At 55.5% G+C, this 26,956-nt stretch carries 19 protein-coding genes; 8 read left to right on the forward strand and 11 right to left on the reverse strand.

Annotation, left to right across the window (positions count from 1 at the left end):
- Positions 1-60: 60 nt before the first annotated feature.
- On the reverse strand, positions 61-1,338 hold the full coding sequence (locus AC5DDB_RS17505) for an FG-GAP repeat domain-containing protein (RefSeq protein WP_491741037.1): 1,278 nt from the start codon (positions 1,336-1,338) through the stop codon (positions 61-63).
- On the reverse strand, positions 1,335-2,465 hold the full coding sequence (locus AC5DDB_RS17510) for an NHL domain-containing protein (RefSeq protein WP_491741038.1): 1,131 nt from the start codon (positions 2,463-2,465) through the stop codon (positions 1,335-1,337). Before AC5DDB_RS17510 ends, AC5DDB_RS17505 begins: the two co-directional genes overlap by 4 nt.
- Positions 2,466-2,672: 207 nt before the next feature.
- On the opposite strand from AC5DDB_RS17510, the gene AC5DDB_RS17515 reads away from it, so the two are divergent.
- Positions 2,673-4,499 (forward strand): sulfatase-like hydrolase/transferase, encoded by a 1,827-nt coding sequence (locus AC5DDB_RS17515; protein WP_491741039.1) that lies wholly within the window; start codon positions 2,673-2,675, stop codon positions 4,497-4,499.
- Here AC5DDB_RS17515 and AC5DDB_RS17520 read toward each other — a convergent pair whose 3' ends face one another.
- Together AC5DDB_RS17520 and AC5DDB_RS17525 are read right to left on the reverse strand one after the other, a co-directional pair.
- Positions 4,500-4,787, reverse strand: coding sequence for a putative quinol monooxygenase (locus AC5DDB_RS17520; RefSeq protein WP_491741040.1), 288 nt, complete (start codon positions 4,785-4,787; stop codon positions 4,500-4,502).
- A gap of 104 nt (positions 4,788-4,891) precedes the next feature.
- Positions 4,892-6,625 (reverse strand): MFS transporter, encoded by a 1,734-nt coding sequence (locus tag AC5DDB_RS17525; RefSeq protein ID WP_491741041.1) that lies wholly within the window; start codon positions 6,623-6,625, stop codon positions 4,892-4,894.
- Positions 6,626-6,849: 224 nt separating this feature from the next.
- On the opposite strand from AC5DDB_RS17525, the gene AC5DDB_RS17530 reads away from it, so the two are divergent.
- Positions 6,850-9,042, forward strand: a complete 2,193-nt coding sequence (locus tag AC5DDB_RS17530; protein ID WP_491741042.1) for an alpha/beta hydrolase family protein — start codon at positions 6,850-6,852, stop codon at positions 9,040-9,042.
- A 136-nt stretch (positions 9,043-9,178) separates the two neighbouring features.
- Here the strand turns inward: AC5DDB_RS17530 and AC5DDB_RS17535 are convergent, their stop codons facing one another.
- Positions 9,179-9,721, reverse strand: coding sequence for a type 1 glutamine amidotransferase domain-containing protein (locus tag AC5DDB_RS17535; RefSeq protein ID WP_491741043.1), 543 nt, complete (start codon positions 9,719-9,721; stop codon positions 9,179-9,181).
- Positions 9,722-9,766: 45 nt separating this feature from the next.
- Positions 9,767-11,668 (reverse strand): SLC13 family permease, encoded by a 1,902-nt coding sequence (locus tag AC5DDB_RS17540; RefSeq protein WP_491741044.1) that lies wholly within the window; start codon positions 11,666-11,668, stop codon positions 9,767-9,769.
- Between the two features lie 90 nt (positions 11,669-11,758).
- On the opposite strand from AC5DDB_RS17540, the gene AC5DDB_RS17545 reads away from it, so the two are divergent.
- Positions 11,759-12,445, forward strand: coding sequence for a 7-carboxy-7-deazaguanine synthase QueE (locus AC5DDB_RS17545; protein ID WP_491741045.1), 687 nt, complete (start codon positions 11,759-11,761; stop codon positions 12,443-12,445).
- Here the strand turns inward: AC5DDB_RS17545 and AC5DDB_RS17550 are convergent, their stop codons facing one another.
- Both AC5DDB_RS17550 and AC5DDB_RS17555 read right to left on the reverse strand, forming a co-directional pair.
- Positions 12,446-13,657 (reverse strand): hypothetical protein, encoded by a 1,212-nt coding sequence (locus AC5DDB_RS17550; RefSeq protein ID WP_491741046.1) that lies wholly within the window; start codon positions 13,655-13,657, stop codon positions 12,446-12,448. It lies immediately after the preceding gene.
- Between the two features lie 37 nt (positions 13,658-13,694).
- Positions 13,695-15,815 carry a pentapeptide repeat-containing protein gene (locus AC5DDB_RS17555; protein WP_491741047.1) on the reverse strand — a complete coding sequence of 707 codons (2,121 nt, stop codon included), beginning with the start codon at positions 15,813-15,815 and terminating at the stop codon, positions 13,695-13,697.
- A gap of 170 nt (positions 15,816-15,985) precedes the next feature.
- Here AC5DDB_RS17555 and AC5DDB_RS17560 point away from each other — a divergent pair, with 170 nt between their 5' ends.
- The 4 genes from AC5DDB_RS17560 (at position 15,986) to AC5DDB_RS17575 (ending at position 22,464) form a co-directional block, all read left to right on the forward strand.
- Positions 15,986-17,008 (forward strand): CE1 family esterase, encoded by a 1,023-nt coding sequence (locus AC5DDB_RS17560; protein WP_491741048.1) that lies wholly within the window; start codon positions 15,986-15,988, stop codon positions 17,006-17,008.
- Between the two features lie 151 nt (positions 17,009-17,159).
- Positions 17,160-17,609, forward strand: coding sequence for a hypothetical protein (locus AC5DDB_RS17565; RefSeq protein ID WP_491741049.1), 450 nt, complete (start codon positions 17,160-17,162; stop codon positions 17,607-17,609).
- Positions 17,610-17,746: 137 nt separating this feature from the next.
- Positions 17,747-20,566 carry a tetratricopeptide repeat protein gene (locus tag AC5DDB_RS17570; RefSeq protein ID WP_491741050.1) on the forward strand — a complete coding sequence of 940 codons (2,820 nt, stop codon included), beginning with the start codon at positions 17,747-17,749 and terminating at the stop codon, positions 20,564-20,566.
- Positions 20,567-20,631: 65 nt separating this feature from the next.
- A complete protein-coding gene (locus tag AC5DDB_RS17575) occupies positions 20,632-22,464 on the forward strand; it encodes a CRTAC1 family protein (protein WP_491741051.1) in 1,833 nt (610 codons plus the stop codon).
- A gap of 91 nt (positions 22,465-22,555) precedes the next feature.
- On the opposite strand, the gene AC5DDB_RS17580 is transcribed toward AC5DDB_RS17575, so the two are convergent.
- Entirely contained in the window at positions 22,556-23,572 is a 1,017-nt protein-coding gene (locus AC5DDB_RS17580; RefSeq protein ID WP_491741052.1) for a glutamine synthetase beta-grasp domain-containing protein, read from the reverse strand.
- Positions 23,573-24,148: 576 nt separating this feature from the next.
- Here AC5DDB_RS17580 and AC5DDB_RS17585 point away from each other — a divergent pair.
- The gene (locus AC5DDB_RS17585) at positions 24,149-24,994 is read left to right on the forward strand and encodes a hypothetical protein (protein ID WP_491741053.1); all 846 of its coding nucleotides are present in this window, start codon (positions 24,149-24,151) and stop codon (positions 24,992-24,994) included.
- 11 nt (positions 24,995-25,005) lie between these two features.
- Here the strand turns inward: AC5DDB_RS17585 and AC5DDB_RS17590 are convergent, their stop codons facing one another.
- Both AC5DDB_RS17590 and AC5DDB_RS17595 read right to left on the reverse strand, forming a co-directional pair.
- On the reverse strand, positions 25,006-25,908 hold the full coding sequence (locus AC5DDB_RS17590; protein WP_491741054.1) for an efflux RND transporter periplasmic adaptor subunit: 903 nt from the start codon (positions 25,906-25,908) through the stop codon (positions 25,006-25,008).
- A gap of 177 nt (positions 25,909-26,085) precedes the next feature.
- Positions 26,086-26,829, reverse strand: a complete 744-nt coding sequence (locus tag AC5DDB_RS17595) for a DUF3467 domain-containing protein (protein WP_491741055.1) — start codon at positions 26,827-26,829, stop codon at positions 26,086-26,088.
- Positions 26,830-26,956: the final 127 nt, after the last annotated feature.

Raw genomic sequence — 26,956 nt, forward strand, 5'->3', positions numbered from 1 at the left:
CCGGATGATTCGGACCAATTCGAAAAAGCTCGAATCTTTTCCGTTCCATGCCGTTCGAACTTACTTTTTGGCCGTAGTTTTGCCGTCGCCCGACTGTACCAGTACGTGAACACCTTTTTTGTTTGAAAGTACAATGTCCGGACGCCCGTCATTGTTGACGTCGGCGATGGTGAACTGGGTTCCGACGCCTGTTCCACGTCCGGCTTCGATTTCATGACGAATGAACTGGGGAGCATCGCCGTCATCGGACTTTTGAATCTCATACCAGTACATTCCGACCGGATCTTTCCCGCCGGGATCGTTGCCATTGTGGGCGTAGAACCGCTTGCCGGTCACGAGTTCCTTTTGACCGTCTCCGTTCAAATCGACGTAGGCGTCGGCATGCGTTTGCGAGTAACTATCGTCGATCAGATGGTACAAAAACTCAGATGCCACCTCGGAACCGGCTTCCTTTGGCGTCATATTTTCCAGCCACCACACACCATACGCGTGAGCGGAACTCATGAGCAGATCCGCGTCGCCATCGCCGTCTAAGTCGTCAGCGAAAATGTTGGCAACCTTCTGCACTTTGGGTTTGCCATCTTTGCTCTCGCGGCAGGTCATGGGGTGAAACTTCCACGTTTCCGTAGGGGAAGGTTCGGCGGGTTGTTCCCACCAGCCGTGTGCGATGATCACGTCCATACGCCCATCGCCATTCATGTCTCCGGTCCCCAACCCGTGATAGTACTTGAATGTACCGTTCTCGTTGGGATTCCCTTTTGTGGAGACCGCATGGAAATCCCATTTGCGAGTGGCGAACTTGGTTTCCGGGATTGGGAGATAACCCATTTGTTGCTCGGGTTGGGAGCCCATAATCAACTCGGGTTTGTCGTTGCCGACGAGATCGGTGAACAGTGGTGTTTCGTTACAAGCACTGGTCCAAATCATGTGCTCTTTCCAGTGACCCGACTTGTTCTGGGGATTCTCGTACCAATGACAGGGCGCTCCTGGGAATCCGATATGGACTAAGTCGTCCCAACCGTCACTGTTAACGTCGAAGGCCCACATCGCGAAGCTATTGCTGTAGCCCACACCCGCCACGAATTTTCCAGGTGTGCGAATTTCGTGCGTCTTCCAGTCCGGCGCTTTGTACCACAAGTCACCGACGAGGATGTCCATTTTGCCGTCGTGATTGACATCGGCAGCGGCGACACCTTCGGCGCGGAATGCTTCATCGAGAACGAGCTTCTGCCAATTGGAATCGACACGTTGCTCCAACTCGCCAGCAAACAGCCCCGTGACACCGACAGACATCCCGAGGATCAATCCCAAAGACTGCAATGGTCTATTGAACGTCATGACTTCTCTCCTGAGAGCGCGTTTTTCGTGAGGGATTCAGGGCGATAAACACGAACTTTGTTGTTCGAACTATCGCCGATATAGACTTGGCCGGCCTGATCGACGAACACGCCATGCGGGCGTTTCTGCCGACATTTGAGCGGATCGCCATCGGGACCGTCGCCGGGTTTTCCGTCGCCGACAAGCGTTTCGATTGTTCCGCTTTTCATGCGAATCACACGAATGGTATGGCTTTCCGTATCCGCTAGATATAAGTCGCCATCCGGGCCGACGGCGATACCTTTTGGCCCGGAGAGTTTTGCGGTTTTGGCGGGTCCACCGTCGCCGGTGTAGCCACTTTTACCCGTGCCTGCGAGATGTTTCAGGGTAGCCGCCACCGGATCAATCGCGTACACCGCGTTGCCTTCGCGAAGTGCCAGATACAAGGTGCCATCCGGGCCGATATCCAATGCTCGCGGACCACTCAGTGGAGTTCCTTCGAGACTGGCACCGTCCGGCGTTTGGCCTTTCTTACCAGTGCCTGCGAAAGTCGTGATTTTCCCGGCTTGCAAATCGACTCGACGAACTCGATGATTCCCGATGTCACAGATGTAGAGTTGGCCTTTACCATCCAACACGATCGAGTGCGGTCGGTTTAACTCGGCGTCGGTGGCTTCACCGCCATCACCGGAAAACCCTTGCCGACCGCAACCTGCGACAGTGGAAATGATGCCGGTCTCGGCGTCCACGCGGCGAACGATGTGGTTCTGCATCTCGACAAAGAACATGTTCCCGTCGGCATCGAAGCGAACTTCGTAGGGTTCATTGAGTGTGGCTTTTGTCGCAGGGCCGCCGTCACCGGAGTACCCTTTCCGCCCCGAACCCGCAACGATCGTCAGGCGTTTCGTATCCGGATCCCATCGCCGGACCACATGCCCGGTGGTTTCGCAGATGTAAAGTGCTTCGTCAGGACCAATCACGACGCCAAACGGTCCGCCCACCCCCACACTCGTGGCCGGTTCGGTCGTGGAATGTTCGAAGTCGTCACCATTCCCAGCGATTGTTTCCACCTGTCCTGCCGACAGCGATTGCGGGAGGACGAACAGGGCAAGAACCGTCAGCACAAAGCCAACACAGAAGACCCTCATTCTCGGGCACCTTTACCAAGAGATTTCATGCAATTGAAGTTTGAACGATTTGCGAATCCACCATACGGTTCGCGGTTTATCCTGTCCACCAAACCACGATGTGTCCTGATTGTCGAAGACACCAGCGTTGCGGATGTCCTATGAAGACGGCATAGTACAACGCGACCCACACTTCTCGAATCTCGGTCTCTTTCGACGGTTGGACTCATGCGTATCGCCGCCCTGTTTTTCGCGTTCCTGTTGACGACTCAAACGGCCTTCGCCGCCGATCGGCCGAACATCGTGTGGATTCTGTCGGAAGACAATTCGAAGCACTATCTCAAGCTGTTCGACAACGACGGAGCCGAGACGCCCCGCATCGCGGAACTCGCCCAAAACGGACTCATTTTCGACCACGCATTTTCTTGCAGCCCGGTGTGTTCCGTTGCTCGAACAACCTTGATGACGAGCATCTTCGCTCCACGATTGGGCACCCAATACCACCGCAAGATCGAACCTGTCGCGATGCCGACGGGTTGGCAGATGTTCCCAGCTCTGTTGCGGTCGGCCGGTTACTACACCTCGAACAATTCGAAGACGGATTACAACACCTCCAGCAGTCAGGGCGTGTGGGACGAATCGTCGAAGCGAGCCAGCTGGAAGAAACGCCCCAACGCCGACACACCATTCTTTCACATGCAATCGCACGCGCAATCCCACGAAAGTTCCTTGCACTTTTCGAAGATGCAGATCAAACCTGAGAAACTCACCCACGACCCAGCGACCGTGTCCGTCGAACCGCGGCATCCCGATACGGAGTTATTCCGTTATACGAACGCGTACTATCGCGATCGGATGCAAGTGATCGACGGAATTGTCGGCGGCGTGATTGACGACCTGAAGAAAGCCGGCGTGCTCGAAGACACCTTCATTTTTTACTTCGGGGATCACGGCGGAGTGCTGCCGGGGAGCAAAGGGTATCTGCGTGAAGTCGGTTTGCATGTACCGCTCGTGGTGCGAATCCCTAAGAATTGGCGGAAACGGATCGAAGTGCCGGTCGGCTCGCGTGTCGATGGTTTTGTCAGTTTCGTCGACTTCGGACCGACAGTGCTCAATCTTGCGGGTGTCGACGTCCCCGATTACGTCGACGGCAAACCGTTCCTTGGCGAAGGTACGTCGCTGGCAGAAGTCAATCAGCGTCAAGAAACGTTCGGCTATGCGGACCGGTTCGATGAGAAATACGATCTCGTGCGAAGTCTGCGAAAGGGCAAGTGGAAGTACATCCGCAACTACCAAGCGATTTATCCCGATGGTCTGCGGAACAACTACCGCTATCGCATGTTGGCCTATCAAGAATGGCAAGACTTGCACGCGGCCAGGAAACTTTCACCAACCCAGTCGGCATTCTTCGAACCGAAACCTGTGGAAGAACTTTACGACCTGGAATCCGACCCGTGGGAAATCAAGAATCTGGCGAGTCACGCGGAGCATCAAGAGAAGCTTCACGAAATGCGGAACCGGCTGACCGAACGCGTCAAGAAACTTCCTGATTTGAGCTTCTACCCCGAGAACGTACTCGTCGAGGAAGCCGCGAACAACCCGATTCAGTTCGGCGAGGATCATGCGGACGAGATCAGCGAACTTATCGATGTGGCGAACCTGAGTTTGCAGGCATTCGCCGACGCTGAAGAACCGCTGCAAACGGCGATGTCGTCCGACAACCCGTGGAAACGCTACTGGGCACTTATGGTGTGCAGCACTTTCGGCGACAAAGCAGCCCCCCTGACCGAAACCGCTCGCAAGCTGACCAGTGATTCCAATTTGCTCGTCCGACTCCGAGCTGCCGAGTTTCTCGGATTGATCAAACAAGACGATCCACGACCGACGATTCGTCAAATTCTCAAAGAATCCACCTCGCCGGTTGTGAATCTGATCGTCCTCAACACCGTGGTCTTCTTGGAAGACGATTGCGGCTACGATTTCGCACTCACGAACGAATCCGTGCCTGTCAAAAACGATGAAGTCAAACGACGAACCGAATATCTTGTGGATTGATTATTCCACAATGTCCGAAACGTGTGGTACCCGTGTGACTTTCGGCAGGACCTTCGGTTGGTAGATTTCCGTGTAGGCTTTCGCGGTGCGGTGCACGTCGAGAGCTTCCGGTGTACTCCAACGCTCGACGAGAATGAACGTCTGCGGATCGCGTTGCGAGTGGTAAACTTCAAACCGTTCGCAACCCGGTTCTGCTCGCGACAGCCGACCTTGCTCCCGCAGCAATTCCTTGATCTCCGGCACATCGGCAGCGTCGGTCACAGTCAGCACAATGTTCGTGTAAATCATGATCTCTTCTTTGGTTTGAGTCGAAGTTTGCCGGCAGGTGAAAATCCCACCCGTGTTGATTGAGATGCACGTAACTTAGCCGAACGAGTGGTCATCGCCAACCTTTAAACATCGTCGTCATCCGGCGGAGCGATCGTGCAGGTGGCATCCACTCCGAGGGCACATACGGCTGCGATGACAAACGCGCCCAGACAAACAAGGAACATGTGGTTCCAATCATCGCCGGTGGGGTTTTCGCCGAGATAGAAATTGTAAATCAGCGGCGACACGGCCGCCCCCAGGTTGCCCCACATGTTACTCCACCCCAGCACCGAGCCAACATATCGCCCGCCCACATCCTGATTGAACGCCCACACCGCCCCCGTGCCGGAGTCCGTCGAAAACGAAACCAACGAGAATGCCGCCACGTACATCCACACGTTCTGCAAAGGCGAACTCGTCGGCAATGTCGACAACCATAGCACTATCACGTAACCCAATGCGGCCGTTCCGCGTGTGATCAACAATGGCCAGCGTCGGCCCCACTTTAAACCGGCTCGCGTGGTGAGTGAATCCGTCAAACGCCCCCCGAACAACACCCCCGCAATGCCGAATAACAACGGAATGCTGGCGAGAAATCCTCGCTGCAGAATCGGCACGCTATGGACTTCCAACAGATACCGAGGCAACCACGTCACTAGAAACAGCCAACCGACATTCGTGCCGAATTGACTCAAACACACTAGCCACATGCTGCGGCTTCCCAGGAGTCGGCCCAATGGCACTCGTCCGGGTTTTCCGTGGGGACTGGGAGCGTTCGCAGGGCGACTATTGGCGATCATTTCCGCTTCGGCTGCGTTGCACCACGGATGACTTTCCGGCCGCGTGCGAAACACCAACCACACCAAACCCGCGACGAAAACTCCCAGACTTCCGTATAACAACATCACCGGCCGCCAACCGGGTGCATAAAGCTTGCCGATGGCATTCGGAAAACTCTCTTCGAGCAAAAACCGATTCAATCGCTGGCGGTCCGCGTCAGACAGTTCGCCTTCGCCACGGTCGCCGATCAACGAAAGCGCCTCACGCGGCAAACTCGATGACCGGAACGCCGTCGCATCGTAAAGGTCGGAATCAGCAATCAACCGGTTCAAGTCGCTGAGCAACTCGGCATCGGTCTCCCACGCCAGATACGATGGCCATTGATCCGCTGGAATGAGAACCGTCGCGACATGGAATTGCGGTGTCGAACCCGCATCGCTTGCAATGGCTGTCTTCAATTCCGCAATGAACTGAGATCGGTTTAACATGTCGTCGGGTTGCAGGGTCGTCGTGGCGTCCGCAGGGAGGAAGAACACAATCAAAGAAGCCGTCAATAACGGAGCTAACGCGCCACCGGCTCGTCCGCCGAAAGCTACAATCGAACTGGCTAATCCGCGGTTTTGAAACGGCACCCATTTGCTGACGACACTGGCACTCGTGGGATACGCCCCGGCTTGGCCGATTCCACAACCGACACGGGCGAATAACAACATCGCGAACGAATACACCGCTCCGATCATCGCCGTGAACACCGACCATGAGAGCACGTAAATCGCCAGCATGATTCGTGCACCGTAGCGGTCGCTCAGCCACCCCGACGGAACTTGCGCGAGTGCATACGACCAGAAAAACGCACTGAAGAACCAGCCAATCTGCGTCTGCGTCAGTCGCAGGTCTTCGCGAATGTAATCGACGGCGAACCCAACGCAGAAGCGGTCGAGATACAACAAGACCGCCATCAGCATCGCCACGAACACTACGAGGTGACGGATTCGAGTCGGCTGCTGGGAATGCCCGCTTGTAGTTGAATCAGCCACGGTGTCCGTCTTTCGTCAAGGTTCCCCGAACGCATCGATCGACACGACGGTAAACCGGACACACGCTCGATTCAAGCAGAGGGATGAATCGTCCTCGAAATCCTGGCCCCGAACGACCGCGATTGAATTTTTGCGACATCGGATTCGCATCGGCAAACTCAAATGGTTATTCTCGTGTCCTACGCACTCGAATTCTTTTCGGTTCCTGCAGCGAAAGTTGATCCATGAAAGCGATGCTTGGAGTCCTCCTTGCGTATCTCGTTCTGTCATCCGGATTGGTCTTGGCGGATGAACCCCTTGAAGTTGACTCCATGCGTGTGTTGCCCGATGGGGAACGCCCGAACGATTCCCGTCTCGGTGACCTCAAGGACTTGAACGCGTACTTTCCGATGGCACCACCGGCGACACCGGAACAATGGGCCGACCGAGCCGAGGAATTGCGACGTCGCGTGCTGCTGTCACAAGGGTTGTGGCCGTTGCCGGAGCGTCCGCCGATTCAGGCAACCGTGCACGGACGGGTGGAACGCGATGGGTACTCTGTGGATCGCGTGTTCTTTGAAAGCAGTCCGGGGTTGTATGTCACCGGGAGTCTGTACCGCCCGGACGTGCCCCAAGGAACTAAGATGCCGGTCGTGCTTTGCCCACATGGTCACTGGGCCGACGGTCGATTTTATCGTCACAGCGATGACGTGCTGAAACGCGAACTCGAAACCGGTGCGGAACTCTTCGAGGTCGGTGGTCGCACCCCGATTCATGCCCGTTGCGTGCAACTTGCTCGCATGGGATGCCTAGTGTTTCATTACGACATGCTCGGATATGCCGATAGTGTCCCGTTGACCTACGACTTGGCACACCGCTTCGCAACGCAACGCGAACATCTCAATCGCCCGCAACGTTGGGGACTGTTCAGTGCCCAGTCCGAACTTCGGCTCGTCAACGCGATGGGGCTCCAGACTTGGAATTCGCTTCGGGTCGTCGATTGGGTCTTGTCGCTTCCTGAAACGGATGCCACACGGATTGGCGTGACGGGTGCGAGTGGTGGCGGCACGCAGACCTTCGTCATTGCGGCCATCGATGACCGTATCACTGCCGCTATGCCCGCTGTGATGGTCTCGACTGCAATGCAAGGGGGATGCACCTGTGAGAACGCCTCCTACTTGCGGGTTGGGACCGGCAACATCGAATTAGCCGCGTTGGTCGCACCGCGTCCGCTGGGTCTGACGGGCGCGAACGACTGGACCGTCGAAATCGAAACTAAGGGACTGCCAGAACTCAAGGAACTGTACGCCATGCTCGGCGTACCTGATCGCGTGGAGGGCAAACACTTCCCGTTCCCGCACAACTACAATGCAGTCAGTCGGAACTTGATGTACGAGTTCTTCAACAAGCACTTCAACCTCGGTTTCGAAACGCCAATTCAAGAGGCCGATTACGAACCGCTTTCGCGTCAGGAATTGACGGTCTGGACCGACGAATACCCGAAGCCAGCGATGGACGAAGATGCTGAACTTGCTGCAATCAAGGCGTTCTACGAATTGGCAGCCAAACCGGTTGAAAAGACCATGACGCCGCAAACAGCGGCCGAACGAGAGCACTTCCTGAGTGTTGTCGGTGGAGCCTGGAAGACCATGATCGGTCGCGAATTACCTCGGAAAGACTTTGTCGAAACCAAACTGATTCGGGAAACGAAGACAGCGGATGCGAAAACGGATTTTCAGATCGCTCGATATTTACCGGGCGGCGAGGAAGTGCCTTTTGTGTTGATCACACCCGCCGAATGGAACCACCAGACCGTCATCCTGACACACGGACAGGGAAAAGCCGCTTGGTTCGAAAACGGGAAACTTAGCACCGACATTCAGAAATTTGTATCCGCAGGCTATGCGGTTGCCCTGCCAGACTTGCTGTATCAGGGCGAGTTTCTCGAAGACGGCCAAGAGTGGAACCAGACTCGCACCGTCGAGAACCCTCGACAATTCGCCGGCTATACCGCCGGGTATAATCACCCGCTGTTTGCCAAGCGAGTACACGACATCCTGACTGTCACTCAAGCGTTGCCGGTCGAAACTGAACGTGTCCACCTCGTCGGAGTCGAGGGAACCGGAGCGATTGCGGTCGCGGCGAAATTCATTGTGGGACCGGCAATTTCGTCACTCGCAGTCGACACCGAGGCATTCCGCTTTGCAGAAATCACCGACGTCCGCGATGTCAACTTCCTTCCCGGCGCGTTCAAGTACGGCGACCTGCCAGCGCTGCTCACACTGGCAAGCCAACAACCACTCTGGCTCGCTGGCGAAGGAAACGAAACACCATCAGGCACGGTTGCCCTTGCCGATCGAAACATTCAAGTCCAAGCGGACTCCAACGAAATGTTCGAATCCCTTCGAAACTGGCTCGGCAAGATTCCAACGCCATAACCCGCTGGAATCAAAAGCCGAGCGGGACTAGCTCTCACCCTCCCTCTGGGAGGGTCGGATGCGTCAGCATCCGGGGAGGGACGATCACGGGAAGACTACGAAACGTTGAAACAAACGATTGACCCTCGCCGACCGCTTACGATTGCGAGGCCAACACGTCGATCATCGCGCGACAGAATGCGGGCAGATCGTCGGGGCGTCGACTGGATACGAAATGCCGATCGACGATGACTTCGGCATCCTCGAATTCAGCGCCCGCGTTGACGAGATCGTCCTTGATGCCCGGTGATCCGGTGACTTTCACGTCGTTGTAGACCCCTGCGGAAATCGGCATCCAACCGCCGTGACAAATCGCGGCCAACAGCTTGCCATGATCGTGAAACGCTCGGATCAGTTCCAGCACTTTCGAATCTCGCCGCAGCTTGTCCGGCATCCAACCGCCGGCACATAGCACGCCGTCGAAGTCACTCTCGTTCAGCGAGTCGATCGCGACGTCCGCCACACAGGGATACCCGTGTTTTCCCAAGTGTTTCTTGCCCGCTTCGGGACCAGCGATGGTCACTTTGGCACCGGCTTCTTCCAGTCGTAATTTCGGATACCAGAGTTCCAAGTCTTCGTAGTCGTCGTGGACGAAAATCAGAACGTGTTTTCCGCTCAAGCACACGGGGGAGTGGCTCATGAAATTGACCTTCCGTTGGAGTTCGGGACTTCGTTGTTTTAAGGATCAGGGGGACGGAAAAAACGGCCAGACTATCGGCGCAAGCAACACGGTAATCAGCCCCACCAACAGACTCAGCGGACCGCCGAGACGGAGATAATCACTCGCTCGATAGCCGCCCGGTCCGTAGACCATCAAGTTCGTCTGATACCCGACCGGTGAGGCAAAGCTCGCTGCAGCCGCGACGATCACCGCGATTGCGAACGGCATCGGATTGACGTTGCTGCCCAATGCAATCGAGAGATTCGATGCCGCTGCCATTGCAATCGGAAAGAACAATACCGCCGCTGCCTTAGCGGTGATGATGTTCGTGAAAATCATCGTCAACACATAAATCACCGCAAGCACAGCAAATGGACTCGTGCCGACGGCGGATATCAAACCATCCGCGAGAAACCGGTCGGTCTGTGACGCCTTCAAGGCTTCGCCAATTCCCAGACCTGCGCCCATTGTGAGCAACACAGTCCAATCGATACTCCGTCGCGCTTCCGAACCGCGACAACACCGAGTCATGATCATGAAACCGGCCGCCAGCATTGCCGCTCGTAACATATCCAGCTTTTCAGTCGCTACGGATATGACCATCCCGGCAAGGATAAGCTGGGCGACCCAAGCCCGTTCGTGTCGCAACGGTGTAGAGTCTTCGACCTGACTGACGAGGAAAAAATCGCGGTTGTTGCGTTGCAGTTCTGTGAAACTCGGTGGGGCCTCCAAGAGGAGCGTATCCCCAGCTTGCATTTTGATGTCGCCGATTTTCTTGTTAATCCGTTCGCCATTTCTCGCCACCGCGATCACGACGGCGTTGTAACGGCCGCGGAAACGCGCCTCACGAATCGTCTGATTCAAAATCGGGCAACTGTTCGAGACCACGGCCTCCACGAGAGATCGCTCGGAACGTGGGGTCGAGAGTTTGAAGGTTTGATCCGTTGCCGGCGTCAGGCCTGGTATTTTTTGCAGGTCGACAATCGATTCGACGATTCCCACGAACAATAAACGGTCGTTTGCTTGAAGCGGTTCGTTAGGTGAGACAGCCACAATCACATGTTGGCTTCGTTCGATTTCTGCCAAATACATGCCTGGAAGATGTCGCAAACCGGCGGTTTCAATCGTCTTTCCTACAAGCGGACTCGTGGGAGCGATGATCATTTCCACGGTGTACTCGCGGGGATCGTCCAACCGGGCCATCGCGGGTTTCCGTTCGGGAATCAGCCATCGCGTGCAGATGATGAGATATCCCAACCCCGCCGCCGCAGCCGGGATTCCGACCGCTGCCAGTTCAAACATGCCAAGACCAAGCCGGTCTTCCCGCAGGTTTTCAAATTCGATAACCGGACGAACCGCGACCGGCGGGGTGACCGTACGTCCTGCCCGTGCGTCGAGTGTCCGTTGTTGCTCGGCGGCAAGGAGTCCGTTTACGACAAGCGTCGTGCTGGTTCCAACCAAAGTGCACAGTCCACCGAGAATCGTCGCATAACTCAACGGCATCAACAGGTGTGATACCGACATCCGGGCTTTGCGTGCCCAGTCATTGATGATCGGCAGCGTCATCGCGACCACCGGCGTATTGTTCAGAAACGAACTCATCACAGCCGCTGCAATCGTCATTCGCGATTGGGCGACCCGCAACGATCGGGTCCGTCCCATCAAAGCCGGGCCGATAAAACTGATCGCCCCGGTCTGCCGGAGCCCTTCGGCAACCACAAACAGGACCGCCACGGCGATCAAACCGGGATTGGCAAACCCCTTGAGAGCGGCGTCTGTCTCGACGACTCCGGAAACGAGCAGTATCGTCAGGCCGCCGAGTAATACCAAGTCCGGCCCGATATGCAGAAACGACAACGCCAAGACGACTATTGTCAGGACCGCAAGTGTCAGCGCAATTTCCCAGGTCATTGGCGAGTGAAACAAGTCAGGATCAACAGGTTATGAGTTTCCGCTCGACGAAGTTATACTGACCGGACACCCGAATCACCAGTCATTGCATACAGACCAAAACCGATGTTCATTGCCGAGCTGTTCGAATCCATCCAAGGTGAAGGCCGGTATGTCGGCGTTGCGAGTGTGTTTTTACGCACATCAGGTTGTAATCTGCGATGTTGGTTTTGTGACACGCCGGAAACTTCCTGGCAACCGCGTGGCCAGCGACTTTCGCTAGCAGATGTCACAAAAAGTCTCCTCGAGTCTGACTGCGATCACGCCGTGCTGACCGGTGGCGAACCGTTTCTGGTACCGGAGTTAGTGCCACTTACAGAGTCACTCAGGGCAGCCGGGAAGGTCATTACGATCGAAACAGCGGGCACGGTATTCCGGCCGGTTCAAGCGGACTTGATCTCACTGAGTCCGAAATTGGCCAATTCCACGCCCTCTTTGGAACGGTCCGAGCGTTGGCATCATCGACATGAAGAATTGCGACACCAACCTGCCGTAATCGAACGCTTTATTCGTGAATACGATTACCAAATCAAGTTTGTGCTGGATCACCCCAGTGACATCGAAGACGTGCTGAATTGGTGTCAGGAGTTTCCTTCCGTCACGCCGGATCGGGTGTACCTAATGGCTCAAGCGGTGGAAGTCGATGTGCTGGAAACGAAAAATGCGTGGCTGAACGACTTGGCCGATCAGCATGGTTTCCAAGTGAGTCCGAGGTTGCACATTGAACTCTTCGGCAACACGCCCGGAACGTGATCAGGCTGAATGTGTGTCAATCAGCAGAATTTGCTCGGCCAGTTTCGCGTCAGACGCATAGATTCTGAGCAGATCAACCGTCTGAAACGGACTTACCATTTCCGCCGCCCATTTGCGGTATTTCCGCAGTACGCTGAGACGATCGAAATCGAAGCTTGGATCACTCGCCACGCGATGCAGAATTCGTGCGAGTTCTCCAGGGGTCACTCCTAATAGCGGACGATCGCGTGTGGCGAAATACAAACCGTGCACGAAATGTCCCGTCGACGACGCCCGTCGAAACGATGAAAACGACGAGGTGTCGAACAGGTCGGTCCGGCCATCGGCAGTATGAGCGGCAATCCGATCGAAGTGTCCACCTGCGTAGATTCGCGTGCGATATTCGGTTTCGTCGTAGCCCTTGATGTCGCCGGTCAACCAGGCGAGGTTCTCTTGACGCATCAGGAAGCCTTCGGCGAGGTCGTTGATGTTGCGTTTGGCTTCGACGATCGCCCGAACATCCGCAACCTCGGCGGACCGTTTCCGGGAAACGATCACACCGTCTAGTTCCGCTTTGGCGCTGTCTAAAGTGACACCACTGAGATAGTCCAACTCGTCCGTGTTCCCGAGCTCTGGGAAGACAAATCGACGAACGGCTTCTTCGGTGATCGATTCAAATGCTCGCCCCGATTTTCCGACTTGGCCCCCCTTGTGACGTCGCAGTTGTGCCAACTCGCGTTCGGCATCCGCGAGTCCAATTTCTTCCCGAAACCGTGATAAAGAAGCCGCCGCCCGATCACGTTTCTGGCGTTCGGGGGTTGATTCCACCAAGCGACGATGCTCCTCTCGAACATCGGCAAGTTGCTGCTCGAAGTCGGCAAGTTTCTCCGCGTCTGCCCGGTTCTCAGCGACCGCTTGTGTTAGTCCTGCGACGGCACGTTCGAGACCTTCGCGTTTCGATTCCAATCCTTCGAGCAGAAGTCGATTGACATGATTGTGATAGTCGGCTTCCGCTTTATCGAGGTTTCTTTCTCGGCGTCGCAATTTGTCTCGGTGTTCCCGAACCAAGTCGCGAATGGCAAGTTGCTGACGGAACGCCGGTTGTCGAGAGTGTTCTTCGACGCGTTGTCGAAGCCAATCTCGAAACTCCTCCAACGAAGCGGTTTTGAGATTGATAGGACACGCTGCGATTGTTTCACGCAGCGCGTCCTGTCCGCGACGGACGGTGATCATAAATCCCGTCCATTTCGCTTACGATCCATCGGCGGTCTCACTCATTCTGCTGCGGGAAAATAGTCGCGAACATACTCGCAAGGAACCCGAGCATCATGTAGCTGAGCAACATCTGCGTCAACATCACCGTGCGACCGAAGTCGTCCGTACCTTTATCAACGGCCAAGTCCAGGGTCACGAAGACTGCCAAGCTGTTCCGCAAATGATCGACAAAGTCCGGCTTCGGTTGACCGAAATCGAATGAACCAGGAGACGCCGCCATGATGCCTGCGTACAGAAAAACAATCGCGGCGATCCAGAAGATCAACAAATAATTTCGTTTACCACAGCCCAACAACAGCCACCAAAAGAACCCGAGCAACGGTCGCTTTCGGCGGAACTGTTGAATCGTCAGTTCGTGACTGCAATCCGCGCAACGTTGCCGCATCGCCCAGTTGACGTTGAGATCCACGCCGATCGTTTTCGCAGCGTACATGCTCGTGTGGTCGTCGACGATTGCATCGGCTACTTCCGCAGCTGTGAGGTCGGCACCGTCGAGGTTCGCACCGTTCAACTTCGCTCGTCGAAGATCGGCACGTTCCAACTCGGTATGGGACAAATCGGCGTTTGTCAGATCCGCTCCGTTGAAGATCGCGCGTTGCAAATTCGCACGCGATAACGAAGCTGACGCCAACTGCGTATTGTTCAGCCGAGCCGCCTCCAACAAAGCGCGTTCCGCTTTGATGTCGGCCAGTTTGGCGTCGGTCAGATCGGTCCGTGTGAGGTTGGCCTCTACGAACGTCACATGATCGCAATCGACGCGGCTAAGCTGCGCTTCCGTGAGATCCACACCGTCGAACGTGCAGTATTCCAACCGGGTTTCGGTGAGGTTGATTCCCGCAAGTCGAGAGTTCTGAAATCGACAGCACGAAATTTTCGCGCCGCTGAAGTTGGCTTGTTCCAAGAACACGCCATACCAACCCCCACCGATAATTTCGGCTTGCTGAAAATCACCGTCACCGACGGACGCTCCTTTGAGACTGCAATCTTTCAACGTGGCTTCGCGGAAATCGACTTTGCCCATGCGAGCGGCTTTGAAGTCGATGCCAGTCCAATTGACTTTCCGCATACGACATTCGTCGAGTTGTGCTCGTCGGACGAGAGCATGAGACAGCTTCGTCTTTTCGAGAAACGTCGAACGCAAATCAACATCACAAAGATTCGCACCTTCCAAATTCGTTTCAAAGAGTTTCGCTTTGCGAAGGTCGGAACCACTGAAGTTCGCATCTCGCAAATCGAGACGTGCCAAGTCGAGCCCCTTGCCCCGCAGGTTACGAAAATCGCGTTCGCCAGCGGCGTACATCTCCGCAATTTGCTCGCGTGACAACGTACGCGGAGCCGGTGGCGGATCGAGACATTCGAACGATTCTGAACTCGATAGTCGGGTTTTGACTGACGTATTCATGTTGTCAAGACGTTGGTTATCATCAAATGGGTCGAGAAAGCCGATGAACTCACGCCCGCCGTTGGCCCAGCGTGCACCATGTCCGCTCGGGCGTCGCACTTCAAAGACGAGTTCATGTTTGTAATGCGTGAAGACGTTCCACCAGGTGCAGTCGTCCAACAACGTTTCAATGATGCGAATCGCTTCGACGTTGCGGTCGGAGGGAGCCCCCTGTGGCTTCGGCCAGAAATCGTTGCTCGATCGCAACGCGTGTTTCTCCAATGCGCGAGCGGCAACCGATAGGGAATTCGACGGATGACACGGCTCGAGTGCTGCGTCCATCAAGACTTTTCGATCCGGCGGAATCGCACGGTGGTCGGAAACGCTCGCGGAGGTCACACGTTGCCCCATCAGAACCAACAGGTCTCCCGATGTTGTGGACTTTAATGTCTCCGCCCAGACGGAAACGATCTCTCCGTCCGTGTTTCCCCCCACGCGAATCCATTCCTCCATGACGGGTTGGAACCGATCGTAAATAGCCGTCAACGATGGCGTAGATTCATCCGACCACCGCGGTTGAGGAAGTTCCGGCACGCCATGCTGATGAAATTTCCACAGACGTTCCGCCAACCGCCGCGATGGTTCCAGTTCGAACAACCGGCCGCTGCGATCCCAGAAATCATTGGAGAGGTGTGGCTGAGTGGCTCGGAGAACCGCGATCAAACCGTCAATCATAGTTCGAACCAAGAATTGGACTGAGAAGGAAATGAGACTATTATTCTGACACACTCGGGTTCGCGTTTCGACCGACCCGCCTCCCGACGATTCACGGGAACGCAGATCGTTTGAGAATGGATCACTACGTGTCCCGGATTTCTTGTGATACGAAAAGAAAACCCAAGCCAATGAGCCGATCACGCTGGCTGTTCGAGACGAAACTGGTGAATCGTCGCGGGTTCTACACCCTGACTTTCGTATTGCTATGTTACATGAGTCGGGCTGCGGGGGCAGAGATTGCTCCGGCGGTTGCGGAGAAGGCAGCACAATTGCTTTCCCCCGGAGAGCACGTCATCGAGCTACAAGTTGACGGTGTGCAACGATCCGCATTGGTCCATGTGCCGCGGAATTACGAACCAACGCAGCCAACGCCGGTGGTTTTGCTCTTTCACGGAGCTGGGCAGACCAAAGAAATCATTCTGCGTTACACCGACCTGACGAGTACCGCCGAGGATGTCGGGTTCATCATTGTCGCTCCCGATGGCACCGGTTACATCCGGGCGTTCAACGCGGGTGGCGTCCGCGGTTTGACTTGGCGTGGCTCGCTCGATGACGTGAAGTTCGTCGACCAACTGCTCGACAAGCTAAACAACGTCCTCAACATCGACTCCCGCCGAGTTTACGCCTGCGGACTTTCGAACGGGGGGATGTTCGCGTATCGGTTAGCTTCAGAACTTTCGCATCGCATTGCTGCCATTGCATCGGTATCAGGCACGCTCGCTGTCCCGAAGATCAAAGCCACCCGTCCGGTTCCGGTTCTGCATTTCCATGGAACTCGCGATCACTTGGTGCCCATTGGCGGACCGTTTCAAGTGACACCGTTTGTGACTTTTCACTCGGTCGCGGAGACGCTTCGCCTTTGGACCGAACACAATCGCGCATCAGCTCAACCGACCGACGTCAAAACCATCGATGTCGCGGATGACCGGATGAAGGTCGTCAAATCAACATTCCGCCCGTTAGCCGGGAAGGCCGGAGCGGAAGTGGTGTTCTACAAAATCGAGGGGGGAGGACACACCTGGCCCGGTCGCCCGCCCGGTTACCCGATGGTCGGCCGCTCCACCGACGACATTCAGGCCAACGACATCATTTGGAAGTTCTTCCAAAAGCATCGGTTGCCGGACACCATGCCCATGGGTCGGCAAGATTGACCGCTCCGAAATAGCGGGAGGTCCAACGCTCATTCGAGGCAAGGCGATTGGAAAATTGTCACGAGAACGAAGTTGCCCCCTTTACGGGTGGTAAACCTCCTGGTACCTTTGAGTTTCCGGTCTGTGCACCAATTTCCTGGTCGCCTTTTCTATGTCGACTCGAATTCCAACAACTCGACGGATTCCCAATGGGCAGCGTTGGCTGCTCTTGATCGGGACCGGTCTAGTCTTTTGGTGGGGTTCGAACTCCCAGCTCCACGCGAGTTGTGGCGATTATCTGGCCCACGTTGCTCAATCGCCCGATTCAAGTCCGATGCAAGCAACTGCGGACCGTTCCCAAATCACGGTCCACAACACGCTTCGGGATATGCGTCCCGACACCACGGAGTTTCCCTGCATCCGATGTGGAGGACACTTGCCAACTCCGGCCTCGCAAGACGGAGTTAGTTCCTCCGATAGCCGAGTTGCTGTGGCGTATCAAGGCCGCGACTTGCTGGGAGTTGCCTCGGAACCGCTATCGTCGGGTCAGATTCAGGCGAGACTGCACTTCGGCTTTCCCGAAGAAGTGGAACGACCTCCGCGTCGAATCTCTGCGGCTTAGTGACAACGGTTTCCGGTCGGTCAATCATCCGTGACCCGACTGTTGAAGCGTCACGCCGGATCCCAGGTGGATTTCGGTGACCGCGTCCACGTAATGTTTGCGCGGGGGATCTCATTTCACGAGGGGGAACGCATTCGATGAGTGCGGTTAAAATTGACGAGCCCAAAAAGCGTCGGAAATACGAACCGGCAGTTGGGCCGAAGTTGCGAAAACTGCTGTATGTGGTGTTTGGCCTGTCCGCGTTGCTGGCGGCGACTGCGATTTACTTGGCCTCGATCACGTTCATGGAAGCCACCAGCGGGCGGGTTTATCAGAACTGGTTCTACCAGATCGTGTTTTTGGCTCACCTGGTTTTGGGGCTGATCTTTATTCTCCCGCTGATCGCGTTCGGAGTTATCCACCTCCGGAAAACACGACACCGCAAAAACCGGCGTGCGATGAAAGCCGGCATGGCGTTGTTCATCGGTTCGATTGTCGTGTTGATCACCGGGCTGTTGCTCGTCCGTTTGGTGGGGGTATTCGACCTACGACAACCACTCACGCGGGCGACCGTGTACTGGTTGCATGTCGCGTCGCCGATCGTTTGCATCTGGCTGTACTGGTTGCATCGTCTGGCCGGTCCGAAGATTCACTGGAAGATCGGTATGATCGGTGGATCGGTGATTGTCGCCGGGGTAGGAGTGATGGTCGCCGTTCACTCCCAAGACCCACGAGAGTGGAACACTGTGGGACCGGCTTCCGGCCAACAGTACTTCGAACCCTCGCTCGCCCGGACGGCAAACGGCAACTTCATCCCCGCGTCCGCTTTATCGAACGATGAATATTGCAAACAGTGTCATCAGGACGTCCATGAACGCTGGGAACATAGCGTTCATCATCTCAGTTCGTTCAACAACCCAGTGTACTTGGCGAGTGTCCGTGAAACCCGCGAAGTTGCGTTCAAACGGGATGGCACCATCAAAGCTAGTCGTTGGTGTGCAGGGTGTCACGATCCTGTGCCGTTCTTTAGCGGCGCCTTCGACGATCCGAACTTCGACGATGTTCGTCACCCCACTGCCCAAGCGGGCATCACTTGCACGACTTGTCACGCGATTACGCACGTCAATTCAACACGTGGCAATGCCGACTACACGATCGAGGAACCGTCCCATTACCCGTTCGCCTATAGCGATAATCCCTTTCTGAAGTGGGTCAACGGTCAACTCATCAAAGCGAAGCCGGAACTCCACAAGAAGACATTCTTGAAGCCGTTCCACAAGACTGCAGAATTCTGTTCCGTTTGCCACAAGGTTCATCTGCCGAAACCCCTGACGCACTACAAGGAATTTCTGCGCGGCCAGAATCACTATGATTCGTACTTGCTCAGCGGTGTGTCCGGGCACGGAGCACGCAGCTTCTATTACCCCCCCAAGGCGGCGGATAACTGCAGCGTGTGTCATATGCCCTTGCAACCGTCGCAAGACTTCGGCGCCAAACCGCTAGGCGAATCCGGTGAATTGTCCGTGCACGACCACCTCTTCCCGGCAGCTAACACCGGCATCGCTTGGACTCGCGAATGGAAAGACATCGTCGAGGAACAATCCGACTATCTCCGGAACGAGATCGTTCGCGTCGATCTCTTTGGTATCCGCAAGGACGGCGAGATCGATGGCGAATTGATTGCCCCGCTTCGGCCGACGGTCCCCATGCTGGAGCCGGGAAAACGGTACCTGTTGGAAGCGGTGATCCGAACGTTGAAACTCGGTCATCATTTGACACAGGGCACGGCCGACTCAAATGAACTTTGGTTGGAAGTGACCGTCCGCAGTGGTGATCGCGTAATCGGTCGCAGTGGGCATCTTGATGCAAAACAGAAGGTCGATCCGTGGTCGCACTTTGTATCGGCGTTTGTTATCGACCGAAACGGCGATCGTATCTCGCGGCGGAATGCTCAGGACATTTTCGTTCCGTTGTATAACCACCAGATCCCCCCCGGCGCTGGCCAGACCGTGCATTATGCCTTAGAGATTCCGGAAAACGTGACAGAGCCGATCACAGTCGATTTGCGACTGAACTATCGCAAGTTCGACAATGTGTTAATGGAATTCGCCGCTGACTCTGCTAAGCCGGATGATTTAGATTTCCGTGGCAAAGCCGAGTTTGCCGACGGCGCAAACCCACTTCCAATCGTGAAGCTCGCGGAAGATTCCATGACGTTTCCAATCGCCGGAAGCGATCGGCAAACGCCGGAGCAGTCGACGAATATTCCTGAATGGCAGCGTTGGAACGATTACGGAATCGGACTGCTGCTGAAAGGAAAAGCGGAACTTCGCCAGGCTGCTGATGCGTTTTCGCAAGTCGAAAAGCTCGGACGATATGACGGCCCATTGAACTTGGCACGCGTTCTGGAATTGGAAGGACGAATCGACGAGGCGACCGACGCTCTGAACCGAGCCGCTGCTCACACCGATCCGGCTGCCCCGCAGTGGACGGTGAATTGGTTAGCGGGTGTATTGAACCGTGAACAGGGGCGTCTTGCGGCTGCCCAAGAGAACTTTCGATCCGTGCTTTCTCGACCAACAACGGAGATGAAGACACGCGGTTTCGATTTTCGGGATGACTATGTTGTCATCAACCTGCTTGGGCAAACACTGTTCGACCTAGCTCGGCAACAACGGGGAGACGAGCGTCAAGCAGAACGCGAGCAGTTTCTCAAGGCAGCCGTCGAACAGTACCAGAAGACGCTCAAACTCGATGCCGAGAATGTCGACGCGCATTACAACTTGGCCCTGCTTTACCGGGAACTCGGCGACACGGAGAATGCCGAGAAACATCAGGAATTGCACGCCCGGTACAAACCCGATGACAACGCCCGCGACACGGCGGTTCGGTTGGCTCGCGAAAAGTATCCGGCAGCGAACCATGCCTCGGAGGCGGTCGTCATTTACCCGCTCGATCGCCCCGCGACCGCAGAGTAAAACGCTTTCAACATAACCGATAGAGACGGCAAACGTTTGCCGAGTTCTTGGAAATTAGGTGTCCTATGTCCGATGATTCACGTCCCGAAAACAGCGACGATGAGGTCATTCAAGCCGCATTTCGTCGTTCGGTCATTGTTGCGGGAACGGTTGCTGCCCTCGGCTTGATCGGCGGCGGTATTTATTGGTGGATTTCACAACCCACCGAGCAAGTCGTCGAAGCGGCTCCCACAAAGTTGCCCGAAATTCGCGAGCAGCCGAAGATCGACTTGCCATCGATTCCCTTTGTCGACATCACCTCCGTTGCCGGGATTGATTTCGATCATGAGAATGGCGCAACCGGTGATAAGCTTCTCCCGGAAACCATGGGCGGAGGCTGTGGTTTTTTCGATTACGATAACGACGGTGATGCCGACTTGTTGTTCGTCAACTCGCGTCGTTGGACCGACCGAAAAAACAGTGATACCGCCGCAACTCAGAAACTTTATGCCAACGACGGTACCGGAAACTTCACTGACGTCACCCAAGCCGCCGGCCTCGATGTTTCACTGTACGGAATGGGCTGTGCGATCGGTGACTACGACAACGACGGCGACTCGGATTTGTACCTGACGGCCGTCGGATCGAACCGGCTATTTCGTAACGACAACGGAGTCTTCGTAGACGTCACCAAATCCATGCGGGTCGCCGGGCCTGATGATGCCTACAGCAGCAGCGCGGGCTGGTGCGATTTCGACAACGATGGCGATCTCGATCTCTTTGTCTGCAACTATGTGGTTTGGTCTCGTGAGTATGACTTGGCGCAGAACTTTCAACTCACCGGCGGCGGGCGGGCCTACGGTCGGCCGCAAGACTTCGCCGGGGTTTTTCCAATCCTTTTTCGCAATGATGGCAAACGATTCACAGATATTACGGAAACGTCCGGCCTCCAAGTTCGCAACCCCGCGACAAACGCACCGATGGCGAAATCGCTCGGTGTGACATTCGCCGATTTCGACTCTGACGGGCTCATGGATATCTTCGTAGCCAACGATACCGTGCAGAATTTCTTGTTTCACAACATCGGTGGAAATGCCTTTGAGGAGATTGGTGCGATCAGCGGAGTCGCTTTCGACATTGACGGCAGTGCGCGAGGTGCGATGGGTGTCGATGTGGCTCGGCTGCGGGATCGTGCGGACTGGGCTCTCGCAGTGGGTAACTTCGCCAATGAAATGACGGCCCTCTATGTCTCCCCAGCAGATCAAATGACGTTCTCCGATGAAGCCGTTTCCAACGGACTGGGTCCCCAAACGCGGCTTGACCTCACCTTCGGCACGTTGTTTCTCGATCTCGATCTTGATGGTCGTCCGGATCTGCTCTCAGCGAATGGTCACTTGGAAGAGGACATTCATCGCGTCCAGCCGAGCCAAAACTACGCCCAACCTCCGAAAATCTTCTGGAACGCGGACGCAAGCCAGGCCACGGAGTTTGTTCCACTGACCGAAGAACAGGTTGGCAAGGACTTTGTTGCTCCAATGGTTGGTCGTGGCGCCGCTTATGCGGATATCGACAACGATGGAGACCTCGACGTACTCCTAACGGCTTCTGGCAAGGCGGCTCGTCTCTTGCGGAACGATCTTGATCTCACCCAAAGAAACTGGGTTCGATTCCAACTGATCGGCACAAAATCCAACCACGACGCCATCGGAGCAACGGTTGTTCTGCAAGCCGGTGGAAAGAAACAAATTCAGACGGTCATGCCAACTCGAAGCTATTTATCACAAGTCGAGAAAACAGTCACGTTCGGGCTCGGCAGTGCTGAGGAGATTGACGAAGTCGAAATCCTTTGGCCATCCGGCACAAAAACGGTTCTTACGTCACCCGCGATCGATCAGCTTCATACGATCCGCGAAGAGTAACGGCGAGTCTCCAAACGCCAGATTCGGAAACAAAAAAGAGCTTCGAGATGAACTCTCGAAGCTCTTAGAAGTCAATTTGCGTCCGGAAAGCCTAGACCACGCCGGAACTTTTCACAGTGGCGATAATCGCCGAGGCGACCATGTACGGGTCAGCATTCGATGCTGGTCGACGATCTTCCAGCCAACCTTTCCAGCCATTTTCGACGGTTGCGATCGGAATCCGAATCGACGCACCACGGTCGGACACGCCGTAGCTGAACTTGTCGATGGCTTGGGTTTCGTGAAGACCGGTCAAACGCATGTTGTTATCGGCACCGTAAACATCGATGTGTTCTTTGATGCGTGGCTCGAATGCTTGGCAGATCTTCTCGTAGGTCGCTTTATCGCCGCATTCACGCAACGTAGCGTTCGAGAAGTTCGCGTGCATCCCGGAACCGTTCCAGTCACCTTTGACGGGTTTACAGTGCCAGTTGATCGACACAGCATGTTCTTCGGCAACACGTTCGAGCAAGTAGCGAGCGACCCAAACTTCGTCGCCAGCAGCTTTAGCACCTTTGGCGAAGACTTGGAATTCCCACTGACCCATCATCACTTCTGCGTTAATGCCTTCCACGTTCAGACCGGCTTCGAGACACAAATCGAGGTGTTGCTCGACGATGTCCCGTCCGACAGCCTTTCCGGCCCCAACTGAACAGTAGTACGGACCTTGCGGACCAGGATATCCGATCTTCGGGAAACCGATCGGCTTGTCGGTATCTGGATCCCAGATCGTGTATTCTTGCTCGAAACCGAACCAGAAATCCCCGTCGTCATCGTCGATGGTCGCCCGACCGTTGGTACGGTGTGGGGTTTTGTCGGGGTTCAACACTTCGGTCATAACCAGCCAACCGTTTTTCCGACCTGGGTCGGGGAAGACTGCAACCGGCTTCAACAGACAGTCCGACGAACCGCCGGGTGCTTGTTCGGTGGAAGAGCCGTCGAAAGACCACATCGGGGCGTCTTCGACCTTACCACTGAAGTCTTTGACGATCTTCGTTTTGCTACGTAGGCTTTGGGTCGGCTGATAACCGTCCAGCCAGATGTACTCAAGTTTCGATTTGGTAGACATTCCTACTATTTTCCTCTCGTCGAATCGAAGGGTCGAAAAAAGGCCTGGCGACACCATGCCATGCCTCAGTATTACGCACTGATGCAAAAAGTTTAGGCAGAGCGGGTTGCTGGAAGATTCAGCAAGGAGGCTAAAAACCAGTCATTCTGGATCTTCACAGCCGGTCAAATGTTGAGAGCTCGTCGCCCGTTCTAATCGCAAAAACCGTGCCACATTCACATCCATCACTCTCCGCATGCCAAGCATGCATGATCTGTTGGCAGAACTGGGAACAGAATGCGCAATAGCCCGTGATCACTGGTTTCGTACTTCTCTGACGAACTTGCAAAATCTGATCACCGCTATGATGTGGAGATCGGCCCGCCAATGCAATTCCACGGACGCGGATTTGTGGTGACAGTGCTCGCATGGGCATCAAATCTTCTCCGGCTTACCCAGCCCGGTGAAAGAACGCCTCAAAACGGCAAAACCCGGCCTCACAGGGAATTGTCCACTGTTTCTCAGGAGGTATAAGCTAAGATTTTTGCAGCGAACGACGTTTTCTGATGACGGTTCCGTCTGAGGTGGAGTGCAGCTGTGAGTTTTGACTCGAACCGGCGATCCCGATTTTCAGCCTGGGTAATTTGCCTGCTGTTTAGTAGCGTTTTGATCGGGTGTCACCAACTATCGCCGCGACCGGTGGCGACATACAGTCAACCGCCGGCTTATCAATACGCACCGGCAACACCAAGCTACAATACGCCCTCTCCCGATCCGGCGTATGGTTCGCCGACTCCGGTTGACCCGAACTATGGAGCCGCCCGGCCGGTTACACCGACTCTTCCACAGGCTGCTCAGCCTTCGTTGAGCGGACGCCCAGCGGAATCCTACAACCGACGTGTGCCTACGCCCGTCGAACCGCCAGAGGAATCGTCGCCATCGTCCAATTCATTTGTCGGGCCAGTCCTGACACCGCCGACCGACCTGGAAGATTCCGACGCAGATAGTGGTAGCTCGAACTCGTTTCTCAATTCACTGGGGTCGACAGAACCACCCGATTACCCCAGTCGCCGCCCTGTGGAACCGAAGACCAAGCCGGCGGAACTCGAATTGAGTGTCCGTGTTCCCGCCAATCATCGCCTGGGAGCAGCCATCGAGTATAAATTGGTCGTTCAAAACACCGGCGATCTTCCGGCCAGCGAAGTGACCATCGAAGCCGAGTTTGACAACGCCCTGATTTTCCCGGGCCGATCGGACAAACGCGTCCGAAAAGTCCTAGGCGATTTTGCCGGTGGCCAGTCGCAGGACATCCCGCTGACGTTGACCTCCGATGAAGCCGGCGTGCACTGTGCTCGATTCACTCTGAGTGCGGGTGATCTCAAGCCGGTCACGAAACAGGTCTGCGTGACGATCTCGGCCCAAGCGGCAACTCGGTATCCGTAGTCGCCGGGGCGTTATCGACTCAGGGAAATCCGCATGTCGGCGGTTAGGCCGTCTTTGAGCATGTTGCCCTTGTTTTCAACTTCGGCTCGCACTTTGACGAGCAATGTCACCGGTTCGACTTTCAAATCGATCGATGTCACTTTGCCGGAAAATGGAATCGAGCGATCCGATTCGGTGATCCCGTCATAGCTCAAATGGACAACGACCGGCATGCCGACCTGGAGACGAGACGCTTCACTAACGTGAATCTCACCTTCGACACGCACACGGTCCGAATTCACCAGTTCCATGACCGGTTCGCCCTCTTGCACAGCTTCGCCTCGTCGCTTGTGGAGGGTGCGAACCGTCCCGGCGAACGGAGCACGTAGACGGTGCAAAAACAACCGTTCCTGGGTTTCTTTGAGCCGCAGACGTTCGATGGCCTGGGAGTTTTCGGCTTGTTCCAATTGCAGAAGCGACTTTTGTACGGCTAGCCGTTGTTCGTTCAGCGAGAGTTCCGAAACCGTACCAGGAACCGACCGGTTCGCTCGCAGGTCGCTTTCGTATTCCAACTGTTGAAGCTCACTCGCTTTTTTTGCGTACCGAACTTCGATGTCGTTTTCCGCCTGTCGTTTGACGACTTCGAAAGAAGCCTGAACGACCGCATCTTGGATATGGGCGACAGTTTCCCCGTCCTCAACCCGATGCCCCTCGGCAACGATGAAGTCGAGTACGCCGCCTTGTTGGAACGCCAGTTCGACATTATCGACGAACGACAGCGAGCAATTCTTGAGAATCGCCGTTTTGCCATCCGCGGTGATGCTCTTTGAAACCGCACTCGTTCGTGATGGAAAACCTTCGAGCCCAAGGGACTGTGCAGTCGCGTTGCTTGCGGAAATCAACAGCAAAACGACCGACAAGACAGCAGTACGCACGCGAACATCCATGATTCGTCCCTCGCCGAGAATCGATTGAACTCTAACGCGCGGGTGCCCCACGACGCCGTCAACACTTGACCATTGCGGCCGAATCTTAAATCGGGGCGCAATACAGGACAACGTCAATTTCGCGAAGCAATCGATTGCGTCATAAGGTCTTGATGCAGTAGACGCTTACCCTTCCGGGGGCGGCGGTTGCTGACGCTTGCGGAGGTGTTGGTCATAGGCGTGCGTGAGAGAGTTTAGCAGGATCGGTGCAGACCCTGCCGACATGAACACACGACAGGCCACCACAGATCGCGGGAAGAAGGTCGTAATGAAGTCGAACGAGAATTCGGATGGCGTATGCCCAATCATCACAGCATTTGCGTAAACACCGGCGAGCATCTCATCGGGAAACTTGAGCGAGTCGTACAGTTCGGTAATCGAGGTTCCGGAATTGGACGACTGATTCGCGGACTGACTGCTTCCTGACTTCTCCGGCGAGTCGATTCCTGCTCCCGCCATCGCGATATTCGCTTCCGGGATCGAACCTTGGGAGGCGGCGGGAGAACTTCCTTCGGGTGCTTGCGACTCGGGTGTCGGTGAGTCTTCCGACTTCGATGGCAGAGGTTTGATCCGTTGATCGGTGAACTGATTCTCGTACATTCGCAAGTTTTCACGGAGTGCATCCGCAAAACGCTTGAGGACATAGGGCGTCAGAATCACTCGGGCGACGACTTGTTGCGGCTTGGCCATTCGCAGGAGGAAATCCAACGCGAATTCCTGAGCACCTTCGAGGACGACCGCCCCTGTCGAGAACACCCCCTTGGCCACATGTGACGGAACTCGAGCACCAACCTGGGAATGCCGGATTTGCTCGCTCCAAGGTTGATCCGAAGGCTTGGATTGATCGTCGGGGTTGGCGTCGTCGGTCATAATTGATTTCTTCAAGAGCCAAGGCGGCGCAGGCGAAAAGCCCCGAGGGTATCCTCAAGGGCTTCATTGTCGATTCGATTCACGAAATCCGCAAGTTGATAGAGCGTTTCGCAACTGCGAAAACGCG

This window comes from Thalassoroseus sp., assembly GCF_984380535.1.

What these genes read in the sequence shown, in the direction of transcription:
- AC5DDB_RS17505 (WP_491741037.1), bottom strand. Translation starts at nt 1,338, where the DNA reads ATGACGTTCAATAGACCATTGCAGTCTTTGGGATTGATCCTCGGGATG.
- AC5DDB_RS17510 (WP_491741038.1), bottom strand. Translation starts at nt 2,465, where the DNA reads ATGAGGGTCTTCTGTGTTGGCTTTGTGCTGACGGTTCTTGCCCTGTTC.
- AC5DDB_RS17515 (WP_491741039.1), top strand. Translation starts at nt 2,673, where the DNA reads ATGCGTATCGCCGCCCTGTTTTTCGCGTTCCTGTTGACGACTCAAACG.
- AC5DDB_RS17520 (WP_491741040.1), bottom strand. Translation starts at nt 4,787, where the DNA reads ATGATTTACACGAACATTGTGCTGACTGTGACCGACGCTGCCGATGTG.
- AC5DDB_RS17530 (WP_491741042.1), top strand. Translation starts at nt 6,850, where the DNA reads ATGAAAGCGATGCTTGGAGTCCTCCTTGCGTATCTCGTTCTGTCATCC.
- AC5DDB_RS17535 (WP_491741043.1), bottom strand. Translation starts at nt 9,721, where the DNA reads ATGAGCCACTCCCCCGTGTGCTTGAGCGGAAAACACGTTCTGATTTTC.
- AC5DDB_RS17545 (WP_491741045.1), top strand. Translation starts at nt 11,759, where the DNA reads ATGTTCATTGCCGAGCTGTTCGAATCCATCCAAGGTGAAGGCCGGTAT.
- AC5DDB_RS17550 (WP_491741046.1), bottom strand. Translation starts at nt 13,657, where the DNA reads ATGATCACCGTCCGTCGCGGACAGGACGCGCTGCGTGAAACAATCGCA.
- AC5DDB_RS17555 (WP_491741047.1), bottom strand. Translation starts at nt 15,815, where the DNA reads ATGATTGACGGTTTGATCGCGGTTCTCCGAGCCACTCAGCCACACCTC.
- AC5DDB_RS17560 (WP_491741048.1), top strand. Translation starts at nt 15,986, where the DNA reads ATGAGCCGATCACGCTGGCTGTTCGAGACGAAACTGGTGAATCGTCGC.
- AC5DDB_RS17565 (WP_491741049.1), top strand. Translation starts at nt 17,160, where the DNA reads ATGTCGACTCGAATTCCAACAACTCGACGGATTCCCAATGGGCAGCGT.
- AC5DDB_RS17570 (WP_491741050.1), top strand. Translation starts at nt 17,747, where the DNA reads ATGAGTGCGGTTAAAATTGACGAGCCCAAAAAGCGTCGGAAATACGAA.
- AC5DDB_RS17575 (WP_491741051.1), top strand. Translation starts at nt 20,632, where the DNA reads ATGTCCGATGATTCACGTCCCGAAAACAGCGACGATGAGGTCATTCAA.
- AC5DDB_RS17580 (WP_491741052.1), bottom strand. Translation starts at nt 23,572, where the DNA reads ATGTCTACCAAATCGAAACTTGAGTACATCTGGCTGGACGGTTATCAG.
- AC5DDB_RS17595 (WP_491741055.1), bottom strand. Translation starts at nt 26,829, where the DNA reads ATGACCGACGACGCCAACCCCGACGATCAATCCAAGCCTTCGGATCAA.